At 37.1% G+C, this 24,342-nt stretch carries 24 protein-coding genes, 1 tRNA gene and 1 pseudogene; 6 read left to right on the top strand and 20 right to left on the bottom strand.

The window, feature by feature from the left end; genetic code table 11:
• Positions 1–7: 7 nt before the first annotated feature.
• The 11 genes and pseudogenes from JP39_RS04455 to JP39_RS04405 form a co-directional block, all read right to left on the bottom strand.
• The gene (locus tag JP39_RS04455; protein WP_041500859.1) at positions 8–925 is read right to left on the bottom strand and encodes a F0F1 ATP synthase subunit gamma; all 918 of its coding nucleotides are present in this window, start codon (positions 923–925) and stop codon (positions 8–10) included.
• 17 nt (positions 926–942) lie between these two features.
• Positions 943–2,490: a F0F1 ATP synthase subunit alpha gene (gene atpA, locus JP39_RS04450; protein WP_041500857.1), complete on the bottom strand. Its 1,548-nt coding sequence runs from the start codon at positions 2,488–2,490 to the stop codon at positions 943–945.
• A gap of 15 nt (positions 2,491–2,505) precedes the next feature.
• Entirely contained in the window at positions 2,506–3,054 is a 549-nt protein-coding gene (gene atpH / locus JP39_RS04445) for an ATP synthase F1 subunit delta (protein WP_041500856.1), read from the bottom strand.
• On the bottom strand, positions 3,041–3,562 hold the full coding sequence (atpF, locus tag JP39_RS04440) for a F0F1 ATP synthase subunit B (protein ID WP_041500854.1): 522 nt from the start codon (positions 3,560–3,562) through the stop codon (positions 3,041–3,043). The genes atpH and atpF overlap by 14 nt, the downstream gene beginning before the upstream one ends.
• Positions 3,563–3,643: 81 nt before the next feature.
• A complete protein-coding gene (gene atpE / locus JP39_RS04435; RefSeq protein ID WP_010020175.1) occupies positions 3,644–3,856 on the bottom strand; it encodes a F0F1 ATP synthase subunit C in 213 nt (70 codons plus the stop codon).
• Between the two features lie 23 nt (positions 3,857–3,879).
• On the bottom strand, positions 3,880–4,590 hold the full coding sequence (gene atpB / locus JP39_RS04430) for a F0F1 ATP synthase subunit A (protein WP_041500852.1): 711 nt from the start codon (positions 4,588–4,590) through the stop codon (positions 3,880–3,882).
• Between the two features lie 87 nt (positions 4,591–4,677).
• Complete coding sequence (upp, locus tag JP39_RS04425; RefSeq protein ID WP_041500850.1) at positions 4,678–5,307, bottom strand: uracil phosphoribosyltransferase; 630 nt, start codon at positions 5,305–5,307, stop codon at positions 4,678–4,680.
• 12 nt (positions 5,308–5,319) lie between these two features.
• Positions 5,320–6,329, bottom strand: a pseudogene (locus JP39_RS04420) (L-threonylcarbamoyladenylate synthase).
• 2 nt (positions 6,330–6,331) lie between these two features.
• Positions 6,332–7,213: a peptide chain release factor N(5)-glutamine methyltransferase gene (prmC, locus tag JP39_RS04415; RefSeq protein WP_082330647.1), complete on the bottom strand. Its 882-nt coding sequence runs from the start codon at positions 7,211–7,213 to the stop codon at positions 6,332–6,334.
• The gene (gene prfA / locus JP39_RS04410; RefSeq protein WP_041500845.1) at positions 7,158–8,255 is read right to left on the bottom strand and encodes a peptide chain release factor 1; all 1,098 of its coding nucleotides are present in this window, start codon (positions 8,253–8,255) and stop codon (positions 7,158–7,160) included. The genes prmC and prfA overlap by 56 nt, the downstream gene beginning before the upstream one ends.
• Before the next feature lie 25 nt (positions 8,256–8,280).
• Positions 8,281–8,862 (bottom strand): thymidine kinase, encoded by a 582-nt coding sequence (locus tag JP39_RS04405; RefSeq protein WP_041500844.1) that lies wholly within the window; start codon positions 8,860–8,862, stop codon positions 8,281–8,283.
• A gap of 154 nt (positions 8,863–9,016) precedes the next feature.
• Between JP39_RS04405 and JP39_RS04400 the strand changes: the two genes are divergently transcribed.
• Positions 9,017–10,360 (top strand): Mur ligase family protein, encoded by a 1,344-nt coding sequence (locus tag JP39_RS04400; protein WP_041500842.1) that lies wholly within the window; start codon positions 9,017–9,019, stop codon positions 10,358–10,360.
• Between the two features lie 58 nt (positions 10,361–10,418).
• On the opposite strand, the gene JP39_RS04395 is transcribed toward JP39_RS04400, so the two are convergent.
• The 3 genes from JP39_RS04395 to JP39_RS04385 form a co-directional block, all read right to left on the bottom strand.
• A complete protein-coding gene (locus JP39_RS04395) occupies positions 10,419–11,405 on the bottom strand; it encodes a serine hydrolase domain-containing protein (RefSeq protein WP_041500840.1) in 987 nt (328 codons plus the stop codon).
• Between the two features lie 548 nt (positions 11,406–11,953).
• On the bottom strand, positions 11,954–13,831 hold the full coding sequence (locus JP39_RS04390) for an ABC transporter ATP-binding protein (RefSeq protein ID WP_041500838.1): 1,878 nt from the start codon (positions 13,829–13,831) through the stop codon (positions 11,954–11,956).
• On the bottom strand, positions 13,831–15,552 hold the full coding sequence (locus JP39_RS04385; RefSeq protein WP_041500836.1) for an ABC transporter ATP-binding protein: 1,722 nt from the start codon (positions 15,550–15,552) through the stop codon (positions 13,831–13,833). The genes JP39_RS04390 and JP39_RS04385 overlap by 1 nt, the downstream gene beginning before the upstream one ends.
• A 96-nt stretch (positions 15,553–15,648) precedes the next feature.
• On the opposite strand from JP39_RS04385, the gene JP39_RS04380 reads away from it, so the two are divergent.
• From JP39_RS04380 to JP39_RS04370, 3 genes are all read left to right on the top strand, one after another.
• On the top strand, positions 15,649–16,347 hold the full coding sequence (locus JP39_RS04380) for a CPBP family intramembrane glutamic endopeptidase (RefSeq protein ID WP_041500834.1): 699 nt from the start codon (positions 15,649–15,651) through the stop codon (positions 16,345–16,347).
• The gene (locus JP39_RS04375; RefSeq protein WP_041500832.1) at positions 16,344–16,562 is read left to right on the top strand and encodes a hypothetical protein; all 219 of its coding nucleotides are present in this window, start codon (positions 16,344–16,346) and stop codon (positions 16,560–16,562) included. The genes JP39_RS04380 and JP39_RS04375 overlap by 4 nt, the downstream gene beginning before the upstream one ends.
• Positions 16,563–16,634: 72 nt before the next feature.
• Positions 16,635–16,707, top strand: a tRNA-Glu gene (locus tag JP39_RS04370).
• A gap of 246 nt (positions 16,708–16,953) precedes the next feature.
• Here the strand turns inward: JP39_RS04370 and JP39_RS04365 are convergent.
• Positions 16,954–17,208, bottom strand: coding sequence for a hypothetical protein (locus JP39_RS04365; protein ID WP_041500830.1), 255 nt, complete (start codon positions 17,206–17,208; stop codon positions 16,954–16,956).
• A 240-nt stretch (positions 17,209–17,448) separates the two neighbouring features.
• Positions 17,449–18,873 carry an MDR family MFS transporter gene (locus JP39_RS04360; protein ID WP_082330646.1) on the bottom strand — a complete coding sequence of 475 codons (1,425 nt, stop codon included), beginning with the start codon at positions 18,871–18,873 and terminating at the stop codon, positions 17,449–17,451.
• A 118-nt stretch (positions 18,874–18,991) separates the two neighbouring features.
• Between JP39_RS04360 and JP39_RS04355 the strand changes: the two genes are divergently transcribed.
• Complete coding sequence (locus JP39_RS04355; protein ID WP_041500828.1) at positions 18,992–19,591, top strand: TetR/AcrR family transcriptional regulator; 600 nt, start codon at positions 18,992–18,994, stop codon at positions 19,589–19,591.
• A 227-nt stretch (positions 19,592–19,818) separates the two neighbouring features.
• Here JP39_RS04355 and JP39_RS12660 read toward each other — a convergent pair whose 3' ends face one another.
• The 4 genes from JP39_RS12660 to JP39_RS04335 all read right to left on the bottom strand — a co-directional run bounded on the left by JP39_RS12660 (position 19,819) and on the right by JP39_RS04335 (position 23,231).
• Entirely contained in the window at positions 19,819–20,379 is a 561-nt protein-coding gene (locus JP39_RS12660; protein WP_048698805.1) for a hypothetical protein, read from the bottom strand.
• Positions 20,372–20,848, bottom strand: a complete 477-nt coding sequence (locus JP39_RS04345; RefSeq protein WP_048698801.1) for a Panacea domain-containing protein — start codon at positions 20,846–20,848, stop codon at positions 20,372–20,374. The genes JP39_RS12660 and JP39_RS04345 overlap by 8 nt, the downstream gene beginning before the upstream one ends.
• A 171-nt stretch (positions 20,849–21,019) precedes the next feature.
• A complete protein-coding gene (locus JP39_RS04340) occupies positions 21,020–22,825 on the bottom strand; it encodes a hypothetical protein (RefSeq protein ID WP_041500826.1) in 1,806 nt (601 codons plus the stop codon).
• Positions 22,826–22,850: 25 nt separating this feature from the next.
• Entirely contained in the window at positions 22,851–23,231 is a 381-nt protein-coding gene (locus JP39_RS04335; RefSeq protein WP_041500824.1) for a VOC family protein, read from the bottom strand.
• A 119-nt stretch (positions 23,232–23,350) separates the two neighbouring features.
• On the opposite strand from JP39_RS04335, the gene nfsA reads away from it, so the two are divergent.
• Positions 23,351–24,088 carry an oxygen-insensitive NADPH nitroreductase gene (gene nfsA / locus JP39_RS04330; protein ID WP_041500822.1) on the top strand — a complete coding sequence of 246 codons (738 nt, stop codon included), beginning with the start codon at positions 23,351–23,353 and terminating at the stop codon, positions 24,086–24,088.
• Positions 24,089–24,342 lie beyond the last annotated feature (254 nt).

Raw genomic sequence — 24,342 nt, 5'->3', positions numbered from 1 at the left:
TTCTAAACTATTCAAGTGCAGCAGCACCACCGATGATTTCAGTGATTTCTGTAGTGATTTGAGCTTGACGGGCACGGTTATAGTGCAATGACAAACTTGCAATAAGATCGTCAGCATTATCAGTCGCACTCTTCATAGCTGTTACAGAAGCAGCATGCTCTGCTGTTTTTGCATCCATCATTGCTCCTAAAACTAAACACTCAATATATTGAGGCACAATTGCAGATAGAACTGCTTTAGGGTTTGGTTCTGTGATGTATTCAGTAGCAACTTGTTGTTCTTCAGCAGTAACGTCATCAGGCTCTGTCAAAGGCAATAACTTATCTGTAGTAAAGTTAGAAACCAATGAGTTAACGTGGTGATTATGACAAATATCAATCTCATCGAACAATTCAGCTTGATACATTTGCAAAATTGTCTTCATGATTGGAGTGATATCTTTAACTGTTGGAATATCTGGTAAACCACGATATTCATAAGAAACGTCAAAGCCACGTGCTTTAAAGAACTCTGTTCCGGTAGCACCTAAGGAAATAATAGTAAATTTACTCTTGTCGCCGTTGTACTTCTTTTGAAAGAGGTCCATCATGGCTTTCAAAATATTACTGTTATATCCACCAACAAGACCACGGTCTGATGTAATAACAACATAGGCAGTCTTTTTGACTTCACGAACTTTTAGAAGACTATTTAAACTTAGCGGATCAGTAGAATCATCAGCAACTGACAATTCTTTAAACACATCAGCCGCTGTTAAATGTCTAATAATGTCTTCAACCTTTTTTGCGTACAATTGATAAGCAATAGATTTCTTTTCAATACGAGAGAGTTTAGCACCAGAGACCATTTGCATGGCTCTTGTAATTTGACCGGTTTTCTTAGTAGAAGAAATTCTTCTTTTAATATCCATAAGGGACTCAGCCATTATTTAAACCTCCTGTATTAGTTTGCTTGCTTACTATCTGAATTGTCAGCTTCGCCTGACTTAGAAGCCAAGAAGTTCTCTGTAAATTCACTTACAGCGGCCTTAAACTTGTCTTCATCAGGTAATGTACCTTTATCTTTGATTGTTTGTAAAAGATCTGCATGATTTGCATCGAAATATTCAGAAAGTGAAGTTTCATATTCTTTAAGATCTTCAACTTTAATTTTATCTAAGAATCCTCTTGTCAAAGCAAACAAAATCAAAACTTGTTTTTGAACAGGAACTGGTGAGTGTACGGGTTGTTTTAGAACTTCCTCAGTACGACGACCACGATCTAGTTTTGCTTTTGTAGCTTCATCAAGGTCAGATCCAAATTGTGCGAATGATTCCAATTCGTGATATGAAGAAAGGTCTAGACGTAAAGTACCAGCAACTTTCTTCATAGCCTTAATTTGGGCATCCCCACCAACACGAGAAACAGATGTACCAGCATCAATAGCTGGACGTGTACCTGAGTGGAACATATCACTACTCAAGAAAATCTGTCCATCAGTGATAGAAATTACGTTAGTTGGAATATAGGCTGACACATCACCGGCTTGTGTTTCAACGATAGGTAGAGCGGTCATTGAACCACCACCTAAATCGTCACTCAACTTAGCAGCACGTTCTAGTAAACGTGAGTGCAAGTAGAAAACATCACCAGGATATGCTTCACGCCCAGGTGGTCTACGAAGCAATAGCGAAATTTCACGATAGGCATTAGCTTGCTTGCTTAAATCATCATAGACGATCAAAACATGCTTGCCATTGTACATGAAGTATTCACCCATTGCTGCACCAGCATATGGTGCAAAGTAAAGCATTGGGGCTGGTTGACTAGGGCCAGCTTCAACAACGATTGTGTAATCCATGGCACCATGTTTTCTCAAGGTTTCAACTTGTGCTCTGATAGTTGATTCCTTTTGACCAATGGCAACATAGATACAAATCATATCTTCATCTTTTTGATTTAGAATTGTATCAATAGCGATTGATGTTTTACCAGTTTTACGGTCACCGATGATCAACTCACGTTGACCACGACCAATAGGAACAAGTGAGTCAACTGATTTCAAACCTGTTTGTAAAGGTTCGAAAACTGACTTACGTTGCATAACACCGGGTGCAGGTGATTCAATAGGTCTTGTTTTGTCAGTCTTGATTTCTCCAAGGCCATCAACAGGTTGACCTAAAGAATTTACGACACGTCCAACCATTGCTTCTCCGACTGGAACTTCCATGATACGACCTGTTCTCTTAACAGTATCGCCTTCACGAATTTTATCGTAATTACCTAAAATGATGATACCAACATCATCACTTTCAAGGTTCTGAGCCACACCAAAAGTACCGTCTTGGAATTCTAGCAATTCACTTGCCATAGCATTTTCAAGGCCATTAGCACGAGCAATACCATCACCGACGTATGTAACTGTACCTACTTCATCAACTGAGAGTTCATTTTTATAGTTCTTTAACTGTTCTTTGATCAGCGAACTAATCTCTTCAGTTTTGATGCTCATTCTTTTCACCTCGACTTAATTATTAACCAATAGCGTCTTCTTGATGTCATTAAATCTCTTAACAAGACTACCATCGACAACTTGATCTCCTACTCGGATTATAACGCCACCGATGATAGATGGATCAACTATTTTCGTTAAATTTACTTTATTTACTGAAAATCTCTTCTTAATCACAGACTCAAGTGTTTTGGCTTGAGCGTCTTCTAACTCAATCGTAGTAGTAACTGTAGCTTCAACGATTACATTTGCTTCATCATATTTTTCAATGAAAGCATCTGCCATTTCCACAATACAGTCCATACGATTATTGTCAAAGACTAAGCTTAAGAAATCTTGCATTAATTCACCAAATTGGCTCTTCAATGTTTCCAAGACTTTAAGTTTTTCAGTGCGAGAAATTGAACGTCCTGCAAGAGCAAAGCTCAAGCTAGGATTTTCTTCATAGACTTGTTTCAAAGACTTTAAATCTTCGAGAATTTCTTCTATAGAGTTTTGTTCTTCGGCAACTTCGTAAAGTGCCTTACTGTAACGCTTTCCCACTTGAATGTTACTTAGTTTCATTTACCGTCAACTCCTTAATGTAAGAGTCGATTAGTGACTTTTGATCGTCTGCATTAAGCTCCTTAGAAATAACTTTAGAAGCAATTTCCAAAGATAAGTTTGCTATATCATTTTGAGCGCCTGACATAGCATCTTCTCTAGCTTTAGCTGCATCGGATTTTGCTCTTTGTCTTAATTCTTCAGCTTCGCTATGAGCGTCAGATACGATGGACTTCTTTTGAGTCTCACCGCTTTCCTTAGCTTTATTAACAATTTCCACTGCTTCAGCACGTGAATTTTTAAGAGCATCTTCACGTTCTTTTGCCAACTTTTCAGCACGTGAGCGTTCCTGATCCGCATAATCAAGATCACCAGTAATCTTTTCAGATCTGGCATCCATCATCTTTGTAACAGGACCCCAAGCAAAATGCTTCACTAACAGTGCTAAAACGATGAAAGAAACAAGAATGAAAAGCATGTCACCCAAAGCTACTTGATTAGCTCCGAGAACTAATAAACCTGCCAATATTCTTCACTCCTTCCTTTCTAATAAGTACATAAAACATAAAAAGGCGACTATTTTATATCGCCAAATTTTTGGTTGTATGTATTAAACGAAAAGAATAACGAACGCAATAGCAATGGCAATGATAGGAACAGCTTCGATAAGACCAACACCAATGAACATTGTTCCTCTTAATTTATCAGCTACTTCTGGTTGACGAGCCATTCCTTCAAGAGTTTTAGAAATAACGAGTCCGTTACCGATTGATGCTCCAAGAGCAGCGATACCAGCTGCAAGAGCTGCCGCAATATCCTTCATAATTTAAAATCCTCCAATAAATGTTATTCTTGTTCCAGTTTACGTGAAATATATACCATAGATAGTGTGGTAAATACATACGCTTGGATGGCTCCAATAAATACAGAAAAGCCTTGCCATACCATAGCTAATGGCATAGCCGCAACGAATGTCACAGCGCCAAGACTCTTTGCAACAGTTCCAATAAGTGCAAGAAGTACTTCACCGGCAAATATATTACCGTATAGACGTAGTGACAATGTTAGGAAGTTGGTAAATTCTTCCAGAAGGTTAATTGGTAGCAAAAACTTTACCGGTCTCGCATAATTGGATAAATACCCACCGAATCCAAATTTCTTCACAGCATAATAGTGTGAAATCAACAATGAAACCGTCGCAAGTCCCATTGTGATTAAGGGATTAGATGTTGGTGATTTAACGTATGTGAAACCGCCAACCTTTACTTGGAAGAATAATCCTAATTGGTTAGATACAAAGATAAATAGGAATAATACAAACGCGTAAAGATTGAATTGTTTACCTGAACCGTCTGGCATCGCCGATTTTACAATACTATTAGTAAAATCAATCATCCATTCGAGTACATTCTGTGCTTTGCCTGGTCTCATTGTGACTTTACGAGATAATGCAAACACCAAAATGAAAACAAGGATTGCAGAGACTAGAACTGACAAGTCATTTGCAACATTGAATCTTAAGCCTAAGAATTCAACAAACTTATACTTATCATCCAATAATAACCCTCCTTTCTTCGCTTATTGAAAACAATTGATACCACAAAATAATAACACTAAATTTTATATATTAAAACAATGAAATCCTTATTTTGTCCCAAATAATCTGTCACCAGCATCACCCAAGCCTGGGAAGATATAGCCGCTGTCAGTAATTTTTTCATCAAGTGAAGCTGCGTAGATATCTACGTCAGGATGTGCATCTTGAACAGCTTTGACACCTTCAGGAGCAGCAACTAAAACAACTAGACGCATGTGCTTAGCACCACGTTTCTTCAAAGCTTCAATAGCCATGTTAGCGGAACCACCAGTAGCAAGCATTGGATCAACGATGAATAGTTCACGTTGGTCGATATCACTAGGAAGTTTCACAAAATATTCGTGTGGTTTCAAAGTTTTTTCATCACGGTACATACCAATGTGACCAACCTTAGCAGCTGGAATCAACTCAAGCACACCATCAACCATGCCTAGACCTGCACGCAAGATAGGAATAACAGCTAGTTTTTTACCAGCAAGAACTTTTTGAGTTGATTTACCCATTGGTGTCTCTACTTCAACATCCTTCAATGGCAAGTCACGAGTAATTTCGTAAACCATCAATTCACCAATTTCGTTGGCAACTTCACGGAATACCTTTGTACCAGTGTGCTTGTTACGGATAATTGTAAGTTTGTGTTGGATCAATGGGTGGTTTAGAACTGTAAATTTAGACATTTGTGAATCTCCTTAGTTTTTATAATGTGTGTTGCCGGCTGATTTATTCAAACGATTACTGTATGCAGCACCGTGACCTTCGTCAGGAAAGCCTTGAGCTAGAATGTAATCCACATGGTCGTTATCTAACTGACGTAGGCCAGCAAATAACTCTCTGGAAGCACTAATTACATCTTTGCCTAGTGAGAAGGTTTCGATATCATCAGGAACTTCTTGCAGAATTTCATCCGTAGCCATGACTCCCATTGGAACATCTTTAGCGACGTATTCAGCGATTGCTTGTTTAAAATCTTTTACATCATCGACAATGATGACTTGTGCGCTTGGTGCATAGTGCTTGTACTTCATACCTGGTGCCTTTGGAACTTCGGTTGCAGTAACCTTGTGATGATCTGAGTTGACGTTACTGATTACTTTCAATAAATCGTCTGAATCAATCATCCCTGGACGTAAAATCGTTGGTATCTCAACTGACAAGTCAATGACAGTTGATTCTACCCCAAGTTTTGTTGGACCGTCATCCAAAATAGCGGCAATTTTACCATGTAAATCGTGATAAACGTGCTTTGCTAAAGTTGGACTTGGTTTTCCACTCGTATTAGCGGATGGACCAACAATTGGTTTGCCAAAAGTCTTGATAAGATTCAAAGTAGCCTTATTATTGGGCATTCTAAAGGCAGCAGTCGTAAGTCCCCCGTAACTGCTTTGGAAAGTTTTCCAGGTTGAATTGGCATAATAATCGTCAATGGACCTGGCCAAAATGCCTTCATTAGCTTCTCTGCCAATGGTTTGTAGCTGTTGTCAGCATATTCCCAGACCATTTCAGGACTGGAGACGTGCACAATCAACGGGTTGTCACTCGGACGGCCCTTAGCTGCATAGACATCTTTGACTACATCAGGTCTTGTTGCGTCAGCACCCAAGCCGTAGACTGTTTCGGTTGGAAAAGCAACCAATTGGCCCTTGGCAAGAAATGCCGCTGCTTCTTGAATCTGTGTACTCTCTAGTATCTCAGTATCCAATACTACATCTCCTTTTTAGCTTTTAGATATCGGTAATTCCCACTTATATCTTTATGAAATTCTACAACATAATTGGGTAGATTATCACAAAAAATCTGTTTTATTGCATTTTTTTGTCGAAAACCGAACTCCATATACAAAATACCGTCATCAGAAAGATAATTTTGAACTTTCTTAGTGATATTCTCATAGAATTCTAACCCATTATCTTGACCGTATAAAGCCAAGTCGGGTTCAAATTTAATAACACTGGCATCCATATCCTTTTTCTCATCCTCAGCAATGTACGGTGGATTCGAAACAATGATGTCGAATTTCTGTGGTTCGATGCTTTCAAACAAATCGCTCTGCTTAAAAAAGACATTGTTAGTTTGGTAATTCTCAGAATTCAACTCGGCAACTTTTAAGGCATCCTCTGAGATGTCCGTTGCTAAAATTTCATCATCTGGAAATTCCAAGCCTAACGTCACGGCAATAATACCGGAACCTGTCCCAATATCACAAATGCTCTTTTGCTCTGGACCATGCTCGTCAATAATTTGTTGAACCATTTCTTCAGTATCTTGACGTGGAATTAGCACGTTTTGATTAACTGAAAAGTTTCGATCCATGAAATAAGCGTATCCCAAAATGTATTGCACTGGCTCATCCATCATCAAACGGGCTAACCCATCACGGAACCTGCGCCAAATATCACTCGGTACATAATCATTTCGATGAAGTTGTAGTTGCGTATAATTGAAACCGCTTAATTCTTCCATTAAATACTGAGCATCTTCGGGAAATTTGTTTTGGTCCTTTAACATAGAAAAAGCCCTTTTCAGGGCGTTAGAATAACTTAGCTTCTCCACTTTGAATTTGCTCCAACTTCTTGGTTTGGTCATCAACAATCAATGCGTCGATAATTTCTTCCAACTCACCATTCATGATTCGGTCAAGTTTATTCAAAGATAACCCAATTCGGTGATCAGTGACACGGTTTTGTGGGTAGTTATAAGTTCTGATACGTTCAGAACGGTCCCCTGTACCAACCGCAGACTTACGTTGTTCATCATATTCACTTTGGTTTTCTGATTCATAATAATCATAAACACGTGATTTCAAAATTTGCATAGCTTTTTGACGGTTCTGTTGTTGTGAACGTTGATCCTGCATAGCAACAACGATACCTGTTGGAATGTGGGTCATACGAACAGCTGATGAAGTTTTATTGATATGTTGACCACCGGCACCAGATGAACGGTAAACATCAGTTCTAATGTCTTTTGGATCAAGATCAATATCAACTTCGTCATATTCAGGCATAACGGCAACAGTAGCAGTTGATGTGTGAACCCGACCTTGTGATTCAGTTGAAGGGATACGTTGCACACGGTGTGCCCCATTTTCATACTTCAACTTCGAATAAACACTCGTACCAGTAATCATAACGGCAACATCTTTGTAACCGCCGACTTCAGTATCAGTTTCATCGATAATATCAAAAGTCCAGCCTTGCTTTTCAGCATATTTACTGTACATACTCAACAAATCAGCAGCAAATAAACTAGCTTCATCACCACCGGCAGCACCACGAATTTCCATGATAATATTCTTATCATCATTAGGGTCCTTAGGTAGCATCAAAAGTGTGATGTTATGTTCAACTTCTTCAAGTTCTTTCTTAGAAGTCTCCATTTCTTCTTTAGCCATTGATTGCATTTCTGCATCGTCAGTCTCACGAAGAATTTCGTCACTGTCACTGATACTTTGTTTTAGTTCCTTGTAGCGTTTGAAAGCAGCCACAACGTCACGCATGTCAGCTTCTTCTTTGGAATAAGCCATGTAACGCTTGGTATCATTGATAACTTCAGGATCACTCATTAATTCTTGAAGTTCTTGATATCTTTCAAGCAATGTTTCTAGTTGTTCAAATATTTTATCCAACTTAACTATCCTTTCTTCTATTTACTTAGTCTTGATTGAGCATTGGAGGATGGTTATAGTGTCGACGGCAAACTGGATAGTACATTTCATTACCACCAATTGCAATCTGATCACCATCATAAACTGGTTTACCATTAGCCATACGCATATTCATTGTAGCTTTTTTTGTACAGAACCAGCAAATTGTCTTCATTTCTTCCAATTTGTCAGCGTACAACAAGAGATATTTTGTTCCCTCAAACAATTCATTTCTGAAATCGTTCTTCAAACCAAACGCCATGACTGGAATTCCTAAATCATCAACGACTTGTGCTGCCTGCAAAACTTGATCTTTTGTCATGAATTCACACTCATCGATCAATACACAAGCGGCATTGGGGTTTTCTCCTTTAACGATTTCAAAAACATTTGAATCATCTTTCAAAGCAATTGCATCCCGATCTAATCCCATTCGGCTCTGTATTTTACCAGTACCGGAACGAGTGTCTAAAATGCTAGTCATCAAAATGACTGATTTGCCTTGTTCTTCATAATTATGTGCCACTTTCAAAATCTCAATGGATTTTCCGCTATTCATAGCACCATACTTAAAAAATAATTGAGCCAAAATCACGCCTCCAAAAATATGTCCTACAAGATTATAACGAAAAAACACCTCCTTGAACACATTAAACATTACCCAATTTCAAACAAAATCAGCTAAAATAGAGGTTAGGTGTGATAATATTATTTTAATTAATTTAAATTCGGGGTTTTTAGTAATGACATTCAAATCAGGAATAGCAACATTAACAGGCAAAACGTCCTACTTTATTTTGAGTAAATTTTTCAACGGTGGTTCCTCATACCCCGGAAAAATTGCTTACAAGATTGATCCAGATATTTTAAAAAGTCTTGGCAAAGATTACGACTTGATCGTTGTTACTGGTACTAATGGTAAAACTTTAACGACATCTTTGATCAACAAGATGCTGATTCAAAAATTCGACGACGTGTTAACAAACCCAACCGGTTCTAACATGATTCAAGGTATCGTCACTAGTTTTGTGACTCACCACAAAAAGAGCAAGCGTCCAATCGCAGTTCTAGAAGTCGATGAAGCTAATGTTCCCATTATTTGTAGCTACATCAAACCTAAATATTTTGTTCTAACAAATATTTTCCGTGACCAAATGGATCGTTATGGTGAAATTTACACAACTTACCAAAAAATTCTGGACGGTATTAAGATGGCACCTGATGCAACAATCATCGCTAACGGTGATGCTGCAATCTTTGCTTCAAAAGATTTGCCAAATAAGGTCATTTCTTACGGCTTTTCTGATAAAGGCCACGAAACTGAGGATTTCAAGGCTCCAACTAACACTGACGGCGTTCTTTGTCCTAAGTGTAACCATATCTTGCACTACCACATGATTTCATACGCTAACTTGGGTAGCTATTTCTGTCCTAACTGTGGTTTCAAACGTAGCGAGTTAAAGTATCAAGTTAATAACATTTCAACACTTTTGCCTAACAAAACTGAGTTTGAAATCGACGGCAACAAGTTTACTATGAATATTGGTGGTAAATATAACGTTTATAACGCCCTAGCCGCTTTCGCCATTGCCTCAGAAATGGGTATCAGCGTGGAACAAATGCAAAAGGCCTTTGCCTATGATGAAAAAGTCTTTGGACGTCAAGAAACAATCAACGTTGATGGCAAGAGTCTCAACATCATTTTAGTCAAAAACCCAGTTGGTCTGAACCAAGTTATTGAGACAGTTTTGAGTGACAAAGATCCCTATACGCTAGCTTTCCTACTCAACGCTAATTACGCTGACGGTATCGATACTAGTTGGATCTGGGACGCTAACTTCGAAGATTTCGACTACAAGAAGTTGCCATTAGTTATTACCGGTGGTAAACGTGTCAAAGATGTCACTTATCGTTTCAAGATTGCTGGACTCGATATGAACAAGAATATTGAAACCGTTGAAATTGACGACTTCGTTAAAGAAATTCCAAATATTCCAACGGACAAGATGTATGTACTCGCTACTTACACTGCTATGTTGGGATTGAGAAAAGCTTTGATGGATAAAGGTTATATTAAACAAAAATAAAGTCAAAAATAGCTCCTCGAATTGAATTCTACATTCAACTCGAGGAGCTATTTCTTTACTAAAATTCTGAACTATCACTACAACTTTCATCTAAAAATGACTGTAAAATAGTTTCTCGACGTTCCAAGAATAATTGATTAGTTTGAATTGGATGTACTCGGTTAGTCATGACAACCATGGCCGTTTGATGTTTATAATCAACTGCCAAAAACTCACCTGTATAGCCAGTGTGGAATAAAACGTGGCCAGAACCGTCCGGTTTAACGTCCCAACCAAGTGAACGACCGGGATTTAAAGTTGTGAAATTATGATACAAGAATTTTTTATCAGGCTTTAACATATCTTGAGCGAACTTCATCACATCATCAAGTGTCGCAAACATACCTGCTGATCCACAATGTTTACCCAATTGACGAGCTTTCGGATCATTAGCAATTCCCTGTAACATTTGGCCGTCAACTTCATACGTTGGCACACAGCGCTCTGGAGCAGGTTCAAAAGTTGCATCTTTCAAGCCTTCCGGTTCAACAATATATTTCATAATGGCATCTTGAACAGGCATTTTATAAAACTTCTCAATTACCAATCCTAGAAAAATCAACCCAGTATCCGTATAAACGACTTTTTTATTGAAAGTATCGGTTACAGGCAACTTCAATAAGGCGTGAATCAATTCATCAGTGTTCAAAGCATCTCGATTAGGAATATAGCCGTGGATTCCTGAGGTATGAGTAATCAGATGAAACAACTCTACCCTATCGTCAGAAAACTCTGGTAAATATTTCTTAATTGGATCATGCAAATCAATTAGTTTTTCATCCAACATTTTCAAAATCAAAGGTACAGTTCCCATGATCTTTGTTAATGAGGCTAAATCGTGCAATTCGTCCCCTTTTAAAGGCTTTATCTCCGGAACCCACTCCTTATTACCATAAATGAATTTTTGCGTCTGAGCTGAATTTATGAAGCCAAAACTAGCTCCGGGAACGATTCTTTTATTAACCAAATCAATAATTTGTGCTTTAGTCTCTTCAAAATTTGCCATATAAATCTACCCTTCAATTTTAATTGTAACGAAGTATGCCGTTTCCAGAGCTGAGAGTATTCATCTGCTGCGCGGTACGGTCCGAGCCACAGTACGGTCTCGAACCTCGGTTGAAGCCTTTCCAAAGACCGGAAAGTCTCCAACACGCCCGGTGTTGTAATGGCTAAAGCCATAACGCCACTTTCGCTGCTGATGAATACTCTCAGCTCTTCCAACTAATTTATTTTTTAATCAAAAGACCATCAATTGTTGATTTCTGATTATTTAAACAAATCGTCATTTAGAATAATTTCAGCAATCATTACTTCAAATATTAATATCTCAACGTTTAATTTGTTTCCAATACATTAAATTATAGACGTTTCACTAAAAATATATTCTAATCCAATTTTAAATTTCAAGATACAATCTATTGCCATTAACCATCTTTTTAAATTCTTATCAACTAAATAATCGGAATATTAATACAAACAAAGTACAAATAAGTTCTCAGTCCTGGAGACAAAAAAAGCTGAAACGCCTCATGGCATTCCAACTTATATAATTCTTTATAGTGCAACATTTCCAGCAAATTGTGAATTGTAAAGATCGGCATAGAAGCCATTCTTTGCCATCAATTCATCGTGATTACCAGTTTCAACAATTGAACCATGGTTCATTACGATAATCTTGTCGGCATCTTGAATAGTTGAAAGTCTGTGGGCAACCACGAAACTTGTTCTATTCTTCAAGAGACGTTCCATCGCATGTTGAATGTGTAATTCAGTTCTGGTATCAACTGAAGAAGTGGCCTCATCCAAAATTAGAATTTCGGGATCAGCAACAAAGGCACGAGCAATTGTAATCAACTGTCTTTGACCTTGTGAGATGTTAGAAGCTTCTTCATTCAAGATAGTGTCATAACCATTAGGCAATTGACGAACGAAGTTATCTACGTGGGCCGCTTTGGCCGCAGCGATAATATCTTCCTTAGTTGCATCTTCACGACTGTACTTCAAGTTGTCATAAATTGATCCAGTGAAGAGCCATGTATCTTGAAGCACCATTGCATAGTGACTTCTCACTTGTTCACGACTCATATTACGAATGTCTTTACCATCAAGCTTGATTGAACCGCCTTTAACATCGTAGAAACGTTCTAGCAAGTTGATAATAGTTGTCTTACCAGCACCAGTTGGTCCAACAATCGCTACCATTTCACCTGGTTTAACATTCAAGTTATAGTCTTCCAATAATGTTGGACGACCTTCATAACCAAACTTAACGTGATCAAGTGTTACCTTGTCGCCATTTTCAACATCAGGTACGTCAACCTTGGTATTATCCATTTCAGATTCATCCAAAATTTCAAAGACACGTTCAGCTGAGGCAACTGTTGCTTGAATGGTATTAGTCAAGTTAGCTAGTTGGGCAATTGGTTGTGAGAATTGGTTCATGTATTGCAAGAATGCTTGGATATTACCTAAAGAAACATGACCATTAGCAACTTGAATACCACCATACATGGCAACGAAAACATAACCTAAGTTATTAACGAAGATCATCAAAGGCATAACGATACCAGAAATCAATTGCGCCTTCCATGAAGCTTTGTACAACTTAGCATTTTCTTTTTCGAAGACATCAATTGATTCTTGTTCGTGGTTGAAACTCTTAACAACAACGTGACCAGAATAATTTTCTTCAACTTGGTTATTTAAGAGACCAAGTGAAGCTTGTTGACGCTTGAAAAACTTCTGTGATTGAGGAGCAATGATACCAACAACAATCAAACTTAGTGGCACAGTTGCCAAAGCAATCAATGTCATTTTCCAACTAATCGTAAGCATCATCCAAATAACACCGACAAATGTTACCGAACTAGTTACAAATTGCGTCAAACTTTGTTGCAATGTTCCGGCAATATTATCCATATCGTTAATCGCACGTGACATGATATCACCGTTAGAATGTGAATCATAATAACCGATTGGCAATCTTTGCATCTTTGACTTCAAATCTCGTCTTAGTTTGTAAACAGTTCTTTGTGAGATACGAGTCATCAATAATTGTTGAACAAAACTAAACGCTGCTGAAGCAAGATACATCAAGATAACGATTAAAATGATATGTTCAATTTTATCGAAATTAATTGGCAATCCATTGATCTTCAAACCAGCTTTTTGTTGCGCAATACCAGTCATCAAACCTTTGTAAATTTCAGTTGTAGCTTCACCCAAAATCTTTGGAGTCTTAATTTGGAAAATAGCTGAAGCAATCGCCAAAACTAGAACAACAATCAAGCCAATTACGTAACTTGACATGTACTTAGCTAAACGACCAGTAGTCTTCCAAAAATTCTTAGGTTTTACAACAACGTTAGGACCGTGACCACCTGGGCCATGTCCGCCAGTTGAAGGTACGGATTGAGTTTTTTTCTCAGCCATTACTTAGCCTCCTTTAATTGAGACTCGATAATTTCTTGATAAGTCTTATTATTTTCTTTTAGTTCTTGGTGAGTACCAAGACCAACCATCTTACCGTCATCTAGGACAACGATTTGGTCAGCATCAGCAACAGTTGAAATACGTTGACCAACGATAACAACAACTGCTTGACTGATTTTTTCATCATTCTTCAAGGCTGTACGCAAGTTAAGGTCAGTCTTGAAATCAAGTGCTGAAAATGAATCATCAAAGACATAAATTGAGGCATCTTTAACTAACGCTCTAGCAATTGCCAAACGTTGTTTTTGACCACCTGAGAAGTTATCACCAGCTTGTTCAACTTCCCCATCTAATTGTCCATCGAGGTCTTTAACGAAATCAGCAGCTTGGGCAATTTCCAATGCGTGCCAAATCTCATCATCAGTCGCATCTTCTTTACCATAAATCATGTTGTCACGAATAGTACCTTTAAATAGAAAGGCCTTTTGTGGCACCATTGAAACTTTACTGTTAATATCTTCAGTACTCAAAGCTTTAATGTCAGTTCCATTGACACTAACAACACCAGTTTCAGCATCGTAGAATCTAGGAATCAAGTTGATCAATGAACTCTTACCAGAACCAGTACCACCGATAATGGCTAAAGTTTGACCCTTTGTGACTTTAAAGTTTAAGTTAGCTAAAGCTAGATTTTCAGCACCATGATATCTAAAGTTAACATCATTGAAACTAAGTGAAGCTTCCTCCCCGACTTTGGCAGGCTTAGCAACAACATCAATTTTACTTTCTGTTTCGAAAACTTCCTGGATACGAGCAGCTGAAGCTGAAGCACGAGGAACGAAAACGAAAACCATTGAAAGAATCATGAAACTCATCAAAATCTGCATGGCATAAGTCATGAAGGCAATCATATTACCAATTTCCATTGATTGATTGGCAATATAATGAGCACCTAACCAAGTAATACCAACGTTAGTACCACTCATGACCAACGTTACAACTGGGAACATAACCGCTACGATAGTAAATACTTTAACCGCGTTGTCCGTGTAATCAGCATTAGCATCCTTGAAACGGTCTTGTTCAAACTTATCTTGACGGAAAGCTCTGATAACACGTACACCAGTTAAACCTTCACGGAAAACCAAGTTCAAACGGTCAGTCTTTTTCTGCATAGCCTTGAACAAAGGCACAGCAAAGTACATTACCAATCCTACGACAACAATCAATACAGGAATTGAAATCAAGAAGATCTTCGTCATTTCTGCATTCTTTTGATAAGCCATAAAACTGGCACCAATCAACATAATTGGAGCCATAATCATCATACGTAACATCATGATCATAACGTTTTGGATTTGAACAACATCATTAGTCGTTCTAGTTGTTAGTGATGAAGTTTCAAATTTGTCAAATTCATCGTGTGTAAAGTTTAATATCTTTTTAAATAAGTCAGATCTTAACTTGCGACCCAAACCTTGTGAGGCTTGTGAAGCCATCAAAACATTACCAAAAGCAGCAACGACAGTTATAAGTGAAACAATAACCATCTTTATCCCGGCACTTACGATATAATTAGTATCACCAGTGATAACACCTTTGTTTACAATGTCAGATGTAATATTAGGAATATATAGCGTCGCAATAACTTGGAAAATCATAAAAATGACCGCACCAAGAACTTGCCAGCTATTAATCCTACCTCTAGCAATCTTAAACATTTATTCACTCCCTTTAAAAATCTATATAGCATTATAGTATTAAAGCACTAATTATCAAAAAATTCTAATAATTATCTCAAATAAGGTGGTATTTTCATGAAGAATATAAAAAATAATTATCATCCCATAAGAGTTATACTTCACATTATAGTCTTTTTAGGACTATTTTTGCTGGAACAATTACCATTAAGTATCCTAACGCTGACAAAAAAAGACCTTGGCTCAAGTTACCCTATATATCAAAAGTACGCACCTTTTGCCACAATTTTGTTATTAATTATCTCAGCGACTATAATTATCCTTGTATTCAAGCACATTCGCAAAGCCCCCGCTCAGAAATTTACGAAACAAACTTGGTTCGTAATTGGTATTGCCACTGTTTTAACACTATTAATAAACGTTGCCACTGTACCATTTATGCGCAGCAGCAACGATAACGTTGAGGCTTTAAAATTAGTTGCTAATAATAGTATAGCTATTTTAATAATCTTTACTATTTTTGTGGCCCCAATTTTAGAAGAAATTATTTTTCGTGGTATTTTCATGAACTGGTTCTTCGTAGACAAACCATTTTTAGCTATTCTTATCAGTGGTGTATTGTTTGGATACGTTCATGCACCCTTTTCAGCAGATACCGATTGGATCTACGCATTGTCGAAAATTTTGTTGGGAATCGTTTTAGCGGGCGTATACTATAGAACAAAAAATATCAAAGCTGATATTACCGTCCACTTTTTAAATAACTTTCTAGCCATTCTCGGGGGTGCCATTACGACAGGAGTAATTTTATTGTGAGAAATAATCAAAAGAAGTTTAATGAAGTTTACCAAGATTTATTACGTCGAATCGTGATGTTTGGCGTGCTATCAATGTTATTGATTGCTAGTGCTCGCGTAACCGGGTGGATAATTATGGAATACGCTGGATTTGCCAGTGCCATCTATACAATTGTCTTGATTGGAATGTTAATTTACGTGTTGGTTATCAAAACTAAGGACGCTAAAAAATAATTAATAATAATTGCAACATTCATGTTGACAGAAAGCACTACTTACAGTTAAAATTATGAGTGTTGTTTTAATTGCCCGTTGGTCAAATGGTTTAAGACGCCACCCTCTCAAGGTGGAGTTATGGGTTCGATTCCCATACGGGTGATAATTGAATATTTACCAATTAAGAAAAGACTGTAAACGTTGAGTTTACAGTCTTTTTACTTTTCTGAAACTTCGAAAATCAGATGTTTTAAAGTTTTGTCACACAAATGGGGCACAAAACTAAATTTAAAAAATGTAATAAAAAATCATAAGAATCTACGCTCTAAAAAGCATAGAGTTAAATTCTTATGATTTATAATTATCTCCGTCAGATTCATTAACTTTATCTACTTCTTTAATACCTTCATTATGATTCATCAAATTTTGACTTTTCATATTGTTTAAGCGATTTGAAAAGATCATTTCCAATAGCATCAAAGTCAGATTTTATAGCATCTCTTTCCTTCAATTTACTATTAGAATATGAAGACTGAGTGACAATATGAGTCTTAGGTACACCATTCTCAGGCTTAATAATTTGAGTGGTATCAAAAGTAATGCTAGATATAGCTTTGTTTATATTCCCAATAATACTATTTAATTTCTTAAATATTTTTGTCATACCTGCCATCTCCATCATGAATTATACCGTATCCACCATTTCAAACAATAAATATTGAATCAAGATTATAAAATGTATTTTTAGTTACCTTCAACTAACAACGATTAATTAGTCGGAAGAGCTGGGAAATATTTGTGTGCCGTGGTAGTGGTTCGAGACCGCTCTTTGGCTCGGGCCGTTCCGCACAGCTTGAGAATATTTTCCAGCTCTGGAGACGGCATATTTAGCGAACACCTCACGTTATTTATCCAAATGATGGCTCAGGAACCAAGCTGGAATAACCGCTAAAACAGTCACAACCACAGTAACCATGAACGCCCCTTGATAAGCTGAATTCAAATGTGCTGGTGTGATCATCTGACCGTTCAACTGTGTTTGAATCCACGTTGCCAACAAAGCTGTCCCAAAAGCACCACCGATATTTTGCAACATTCTCGATGCTGTTGTTGCTTCTGAAACTAATTCACTTGGTACGCCAGAATATGCGTCTGACATAATTGGAATCGTCATACCACCTTGAGCAATTCCACGAACGAATAATGTCAATAAAATCAACCAAGTGGCTGTTTTTGTATTGAAGAATGCGAATGGCAAAGTTCCGATAACTGCAATCGCAATTGCGGCTAACACGACCCAACGTGCACCAATTTTATCTGTTAATTTACCAATCTGACTTCTGGCAATCAGTAATCCTAAACCTTGAGAAATCAGATAAACACCTGACATCACTACGCTTAATCCACGAATATTTTGTAAATATAGTGGCAAAATGAACATGGCCCCGTTGACTGTTAAGCCTGACATTAATAGTAAAATCGTTGAGGCTGTGAAACTAGGAAACCTGAATAACTTCAGACTAACTAAAGCTTTTTTAGGAAACATCCAAGCGTAAACACCATATCCCACTAATAACGCCAAACCTATTAGGATTGGTACAAAAACGTCACTATTAGTGAATTTTCCACTAGTACTTAATTTCGTAACGCCTAAAATCAAAGTTGTAAAAGCTCCACCTAATAACAATAAACTGATCCAGTCAAAACTCTTTTTAGAAACTGTTGGTTTAAATTCTGGCATCATAAAATACAGTAAAATAATTGAACCAAGCGCTACCGGAATATTGACATAGAATATCCAGTGCCAATTGAGTGCTTTAACAATAAAACCACCAATCGTTGGTCCTAAAATCGGTGCTAAGATTGCGGGAAGTCCCACAATAGCCATAATGCTACCAAGTCCCATAGGACCAGCTGCTCTAACTACTAAGGTTGTGATAATCGACATGATTACACCTGCCCCAGCACCTTGAATAATACGACCGACTATCAAGAAATTAATATCTGTTGAAACTCCAGAAACAATCGAGCCGAGTAAGAAAACTAATAACGCCGTTATATAAATTTTCTTACCACTGAAATGATCAACCGCCCAACCAGCAATTGGTACGAAGATTCCGAGTGCTAAAATATAACTAGTTGTCACCCATTGAACCTGATTGACGGAACTGTTAAGGTTTTTCATAATAGTATTAATCGCAACATTAGTCATGGTCGTATCAAGCATTGGCGCAATTGCCCCAAACACTAGGATAATGGCCACTTTAACAACTGAAGAACGATTGTTGGAAGTCGTTTGTGTTTCTTTTTTAATATTTTGAGATTGCATCCTAACCACCTCGGGATTTTCTTTAATAAGCGAATAAGATACTCTAGTTTCTTATTTGCTTGATGAATTGAATAGTATACCCTAGTATCTTAAAATGCAAGCATGGGAGTGAATTAATTTGCCAAATAAAGAATCAGATCATCCTAAACGCCGTCGTGGCGCCGATTTAGAGAATGCCGTTTTGTCTGCCGCCTGGGAACTTTTGCAAGAAGTCGGCTATCATAATTTCACAATGGCAGAAGTTGCCAAACGGGCCAACGCTGCCAAACCAGTTCTCTATCGTCGATGGCCAGAAAAATCCAGTCTAGCTGCCACTGCTATCCTTACGTTTGGCCCTAAGCTAGATGTCACAGTTCCCGATACTGGATCATTACGCCAAGACTTAGTTGATTTCTTCAATCAATTAATCAAAATATTTGATATGTTTGGAACTGATAAATTAAAGGGCTTGGTCAGTGACAGACTAAAGTCAATTCCAATGGAAAAACTCTTCTCAGCTCCCAATTCTAAAAATCAATTGCAGGATGCTGTTGAACAAATATTAAAACAAGCTGAAAACCGACATGAATTGGTTGTAAAGGACTTATCACCACGAGTTTTAAACTTGCCTAGCGTCCTCTTCATCAATGAAGTTGTCAGTCAAGAAGTAGTTAACCGTGATGTTATTACTGATATCGTTGACGAAATATTAATGCCCGTTTTCTTGGCAAAAAAATAAATTCTCGATATAGCTTCTCTTGTATTAAAATCAATAAAATAACTTTCTTCGCTAAAAACAAATAGAAGCTTTGTCACATTTGAATAAATTCAAGTGCGACAAAGCTTCTATTTGTTTTTCTATATATCGTAGTTTAACTTTCAAATTTAGGAAGAAAGCTCCCCCAAATCTGCAGGCTCTCATTTTCAATGAGGCTGAGTTTACAAAGCCCTTTGATACCTGCAATACTAGTATGAAGGCTTTTTCATATCCTGAAACCTGGTTTTACAAATTTTAGAATAATTAGAACGAAACTTTGAATCGGAGTAAATTTGATGGTGAGCATCAATAAATAATGGATAAAAATAAAAATTGTCATCGTTGTTATATAACCCAAAGATCACTCGAACTCCACCACTATTGCTTACTGCAATTTCCCATAGACTAATCTGTGGATCCAAACTAAATTTATTAATCTGACAATTAACCTTCACTATCAGTTCACGCTTCTCTTTGGAAGAAATAGTATGACAATGCGTGTACTGGTTCGAAATAATTTCTTTTGAATGAGTTCTAATAAAAGAAATCATTTTATTTAATATTTGGTATGCCACATAACAGGCTTCTTCAGAATCATGATAAAAGTTATTAAATCCCTTCACATCAACAGAGTTCATCCAATTAGGATAATTAGATAATTCAACGCTAACATTTTCATGTTTATTGAAAGTGACAAATGGATTGACTACATTAGTTTTAGGCTTAATAGTATTAAACCTTTTTCTGGATTTCTTAGAGATATTAAGCAACCCTTTCTATGTAACATTTGTATATATCTCTATCACTTATAGCCTTATCACTGTAGGCCAAAGGTGAAACACCTTCCCGCGCACGTATCCAGGGTGATTCTTGATGTGTAATACTTTCTAACTGGTCCGCCGTAAATGATCCATACTCATCCCAAACTTGATTTAAAATATCACTAATATCCTCAGAAAGCATTACAACTTCCCCATCGTATCTAGGAATATCATTGTAACCAAATAATTTATATTCTTCATAAACAGTATATATAACAGGCCCATGTGCCCATGCTTCAATATCATCATCGAATAACCTATTCTCTAAATGATTAATATCATCGTTGCTCAATGTCAGAACCCAAGCATAAGCATAATAAAGTATTTTTTGTAATTTTTTAGGCGACATACTTGATTTACTTAAATACCAATCAGCTATCTGGTTAACCGTGTAGCCAGTTCTACGTTGATTAATCATTTCTAAACCTCCATTAAGAAAAACCAATTATTAAACGAATTCATACTCTAGTACGGACATTGTATCATCTTTATATCCACTAGAAATAGCAATAAAGTGCGAAAAATACTAATTATTAAAAAAATGCTATCAGTTAACGAACATCAGTCAATTCGTTTACCGATAACATTTTCACAGACTCTTATTACTAATATCCTTCACAACTACAACGGCATTACCGTCTTTATAACCGGTAAAACTGATTTCATCCCCACTTTGAATAAACATATTTCGTGGATAATCTTTGATTGAAGCATAAAAGACATTCTCATTGCCATTCATCAAAAAGGCAATTTCACTATTGTTTACTTTCACAACCCGCTTAACTGTTCCACCGAATTTTTGCTTCTTGCCAGAATATGACGAACTGGCTGTGCCCAAATCAGCGTTGAACAAATTACGATATTTCTGCAAGGTCGATTTAGCATCGGTTCCTACAGCGACAGTATCTTGAGTTCCGTTACCATTTGCCAAAAGATAAACATATGACATGAAAGCGCCGTTATCATCAATCATCGAAACAACCCATGTTGGTTTACCATCAATTCGATAAAGCAATGGCATGTTAGCTTTCCACTGGGTCTGCTTCATCCGATTTTCCGCCAAACTATCAGCTCGATTAGGCGTCATAGCGTCGGCTTCTTCACGGTAATAATATGTCTTACCAGTTTTAGCGTTGACGTACATATAGCCTAAAACAGACGTCTGTTTCTTATTATTACTAGTCATCGAAGTGAAGTAATAAATATTGTGTTTATAAGCAATCGGTGTGAAAACATCATCATGTCCTTCAGTACCAACGCCTTCAACTGATTTCATAACGCCGAGACGAGAACCACCGAAACCATGAGCATTCCACCAACCGTTACGTTCGGCTGCATATGAATAAACTTTGTCACTGGCAATATTGGGATCAAAAGTAACATCAATCCACTTAGGTTCTGCACCTTGTTTGTAAACATTAACCTTACCAGTAACTGAGTCCAACACCGCTACGTAAATTTTGCGATAATCCTTTCGATTTGAAAGCCCATACTGCTTATATAACGTCTGAACGTAATATGGATGACCTGATTCATTGATTTCCAATTGTGGAGCGCTACCGGAAATAACTAGTCCTCGACCAACGATTGACGCATAAATTTTACGAGAAGCATCATGTCCAAAATAGGCTGACGGCGTATAACGCATACTCTTCCGAATGAACTTTGGCTTAGCATTCTTGGAAGTTGCATCAACAATGAAATACCCAGGAACCTTTTTGTAATGGTTATAACGGAAAAATGAACCATCAAAATCTAATGGTGAAATATAAACCAATTTACCATGATAGAACTGAACTCGCGCATGGTTTAATGAATAAACATTGGAGTCTGGAACATTTGAAAGCGAGTTCTGCATTTGATTCCGAACAGTTTTATACGAATTAACTACTGGAACTTCTTTACTCTGCGAATTAATAACAGGCATCGGCGCATTCTTGGTCGTTGCCGTCTCCGTTACATTAGTAATCCGTGCCACTGCTTTAGTTGTTGCATATCCAGCAGCCATAATAACTAAAATCATAACGCCTAAAGCAACTAGAGACCCCACCGTTATAGTTAAAAATTTTCCAGCAATTTTAAATCCCGGTTGTGAAACGTCACGTCTATTGGAACCATCCCTATGAATAATGCTGTTGGAAAAAGTTAAGATAACTCCGTGTAACGCTGCCGAAATTGCCAACGATAACAAATTGAACTCAATAACTACTTTCCAAGTCTGATCTGGATTGGCAAAATAAATGAAAAATAACGCCAACAGAAACAATAATATTTGAACCACAACATGAAATTGAACTCGCAAACTGGTGCTGTGGTTTTTAACTAATGCATATCCAAATGGGACAAATGACAGAATTGTAAATTCTAATGTCAGTAATAGAAATAGTAATAACATACTTGCTTCCCCCTTTAATTAATTTTTACTCAGCTTGATAAACCATCCATTGATAATTATCGGTATCTTTCAATAACATATATTTCATACCCTCATACTGCTCTTTAGTAATCGGAATAACCAATTCAAAACCGGCAGCCACGGCGGCATCATGTGTAGCTTCAATATCGTCAACAATCACATTGACCCAAACTGATGATGGCGTCTCAACTGGAATTTTAAAGCCAACTTCTTCATTCTTACTTAGAAAATGAATATGCATCCCTTCCATATCCACCAAAACAGTATCATCTTTTTTAACAGTACTTTGAACTTCTAAAATTTTAACGGCAAATACTTTTCCAAAAGTTTCCGCTGCAGTCAAAGCATCAGAAACCACCATATCCAATTCGATTCCCTTTTTCATGGCTCTCCTCCAGATAATTTATTTTGGTTTAAGTGTACCAAAGGTCATGGCTATTTAATACGTCATTCTAGTGTTACTCTATATATCGAACTAGAAATTGTAAAAATGAGGTTTTTAAAATGAATCCAACTATTGAAAATATGCTCCAACACGTCTCTGTACGTGACTTTACCGATCTACCAATCACTGCAGAACAAAAAGATTCTTTACTTGCTGCTGCTCAACATGGGGCATCGTCAGAATTCGTTCAGGCCTTTTCAATCATTGAAATCACTGATAAAAATTTGCAAAATGAATTATCAGATATTACTATCAGCTCACCACACGTAAAAAAGGCTGATACCTTCTACGTATTCGTTGCAGATTTGCATCATCAGGCAACTATTTTACGCAATCACGAGATGAGTCTGGAACCAATCAAAAATATGGAACCAATGATTGTCTCAATTATCGATACCGCAATTGCAGCACAAAACATGGCAATAGCCGCTGAATCAATGGGCTTAGGTATCTGTTACATCGGAAGTTTGCGTAACAATATCAGTCAAGTTGCTGAACTTTTACACTTGCCAGACTTCACAATTCCATTGTTTGGTATGACTATCGGTGTTCCTAAATTTAAAAACCAATTGAAACCACGAATGCCAAAGGATAATCATGTTGCCACTAATTATTATGATGAAAGTAAATTTAATGACTTGTCATCTTATGATCAAACAGTTAAAGATTATTACATGAATCGCAAGACACATCCAACTGATACTTCGTGGACTGACAAAAACTTAGCTATTTTCAAAGAGGTACATCGTCCTGATATTGCGGAATTTTTGAAGAAACAAGGTTTCTCACTGAAGTAAACTACGCATCGTTACTAAAAAACTGTTACCGCCAAATTTTCTTGTTGATAACAGTTTTTTATTTTAAGTGAAAAATAATTTTATGCGACAATCAATAATCTGATTTTCTATCCATTTTCTCCATTATTTCAGCTTTGATGCCTGTCTTAAAAAAAGACATTCATAGTATTTTTCTGAAAATTTACATAAATGATACAAACCTTTACATTAATTGAACATAAAATATACACTGCTTTTATATCATCTACTTATAG

Origin of the sequence: Companilactobacillus heilongjiangensis (assembly GCF_000831645.3) — a bacterium.
GTDB lineage: Bacteria > Bacillota > Bacilli > Lactobacillales > Lactobacillaceae > Companilactobacillus > Companilactobacillus heilongjiangensis.
Note: the sequence above shows the minus strand (reverse complement) of the source record. Positions and strands in the feature narration are given on the sequence as shown.

What these genes read in the sequence shown, in the direction of transcription:
- JP39_RS04455 (WP_041500859.1), bottom strand. Translation starts at nt 925, where the DNA reads ATGGCTGAGTCCCTTATGGATATTAAAAGAAGAATTTCTTCTACTAAG.
- atpA (WP_041500857.1), bottom strand. Translation starts at nt 2,490, where the DNA reads ATGAGCATCAAAACTGAAGAGATTAGTTCGCTGATCAAAGAACAGTTA.
- atpH (WP_041500856.1), bottom strand. Translation starts at nt 3,054, where the DNA reads ATGAAACTAAGTAACATTCAAGTGGGAAAGCGTTACAGTAAGGCACTT.
- atpE (WP_010020175.1), bottom strand. Translation starts at nt 3,856, where the DNA reads ATGAAGGATATTGCGGCAGCTCTTGCAGCTGGTATCGCTGCTCTTGGA.
- upp (WP_041500850.1), bottom strand. Translation starts at nt 5,307, where the DNA reads ATGTCTAAATTTACAGTTCTAAACCACCCATTGATCCAACACAAACTT.
- prmC (WP_082330647.1), bottom strand. Translation starts at nt 7,213, where the DNA reads ATGACCAAACCAAGAAGTTGGAGCAAATTCAAAGTGGAGAAGCTAAGT.
- JP39_RS04400 (WP_041500842.1), top strand. Translation starts at nt 9,017, where the DNA reads ATGACATTCAAATCAGGAATAGCAACATTAACAGGCAAAACGTCCTAC.
- JP39_RS04395 (WP_041500840.1), bottom strand. Translation starts at nt 11,405, where the DNA reads ATGGCAAATTTTGAAGAGACTAAAGCACAAATTATTGATTTGGTTAAT.
- JP39_RS04390 (WP_041500838.1), bottom strand. Translation starts at nt 13,831, where the DNA reads ATGGCTGAGAAAAAAACTCAATCCGTACCTTCAACTGGCGGACATGGC.
- JP39_RS04385 (WP_041500836.1), bottom strand. Translation starts at nt 15,552, where the DNA reads ATGTTTAAGATTGCTAGAGGTAGGATTAATAGCTGGCAAGTTCTTGGT.
- JP39_RS04380 (WP_041500834.1), top strand. Translation starts at nt 15,649, where the DNA reads ATGAAGAATATAAAAAATAATTATCATCCCATAAGAGTTATACTTCAC.
- JP39_RS04365 (WP_041500830.1), bottom strand. Translation starts at nt 17,208, where the DNA reads ATGACAAAAATATTTAAGAAATTAAATAGTATTATTGGGAATATAAAC.
- JP39_RS04360 (WP_082330646.1), bottom strand. Translation starts at nt 18,873, where the DNA reads ATGCAATCTCAAAATATTAAAAAAGAAACACAAACGACTTCCAACAAT.
- JP39_RS04345 (WP_048698801.1), bottom strand. Translation starts at nt 20,848, where the DNA reads ATGATTAATCAACGTAGAACTGGCTACACGGTTAACCAGATAGCTGAT.
- JP39_RS04340 (WP_041500826.1), bottom strand. Translation starts at nt 22,825, where the DNA reads ATGTTATTACTATTTCTATTACTGACATTAGAATTTACAATTCTGTCA.
- JP39_RS04335 (WP_041500824.1), bottom strand. Translation starts at nt 23,231, where the DNA reads ATGAAAAAGGGAATCGAATTGGATATGGTGGTTTCTGATGCTTTGACT.
- nfsA (WP_041500822.1), top strand. Translation starts at nt 23,351, where the DNA reads ATGAATCCAACTATTGAAAATATGCTCCAACACGTCTCTGTACGTGAC.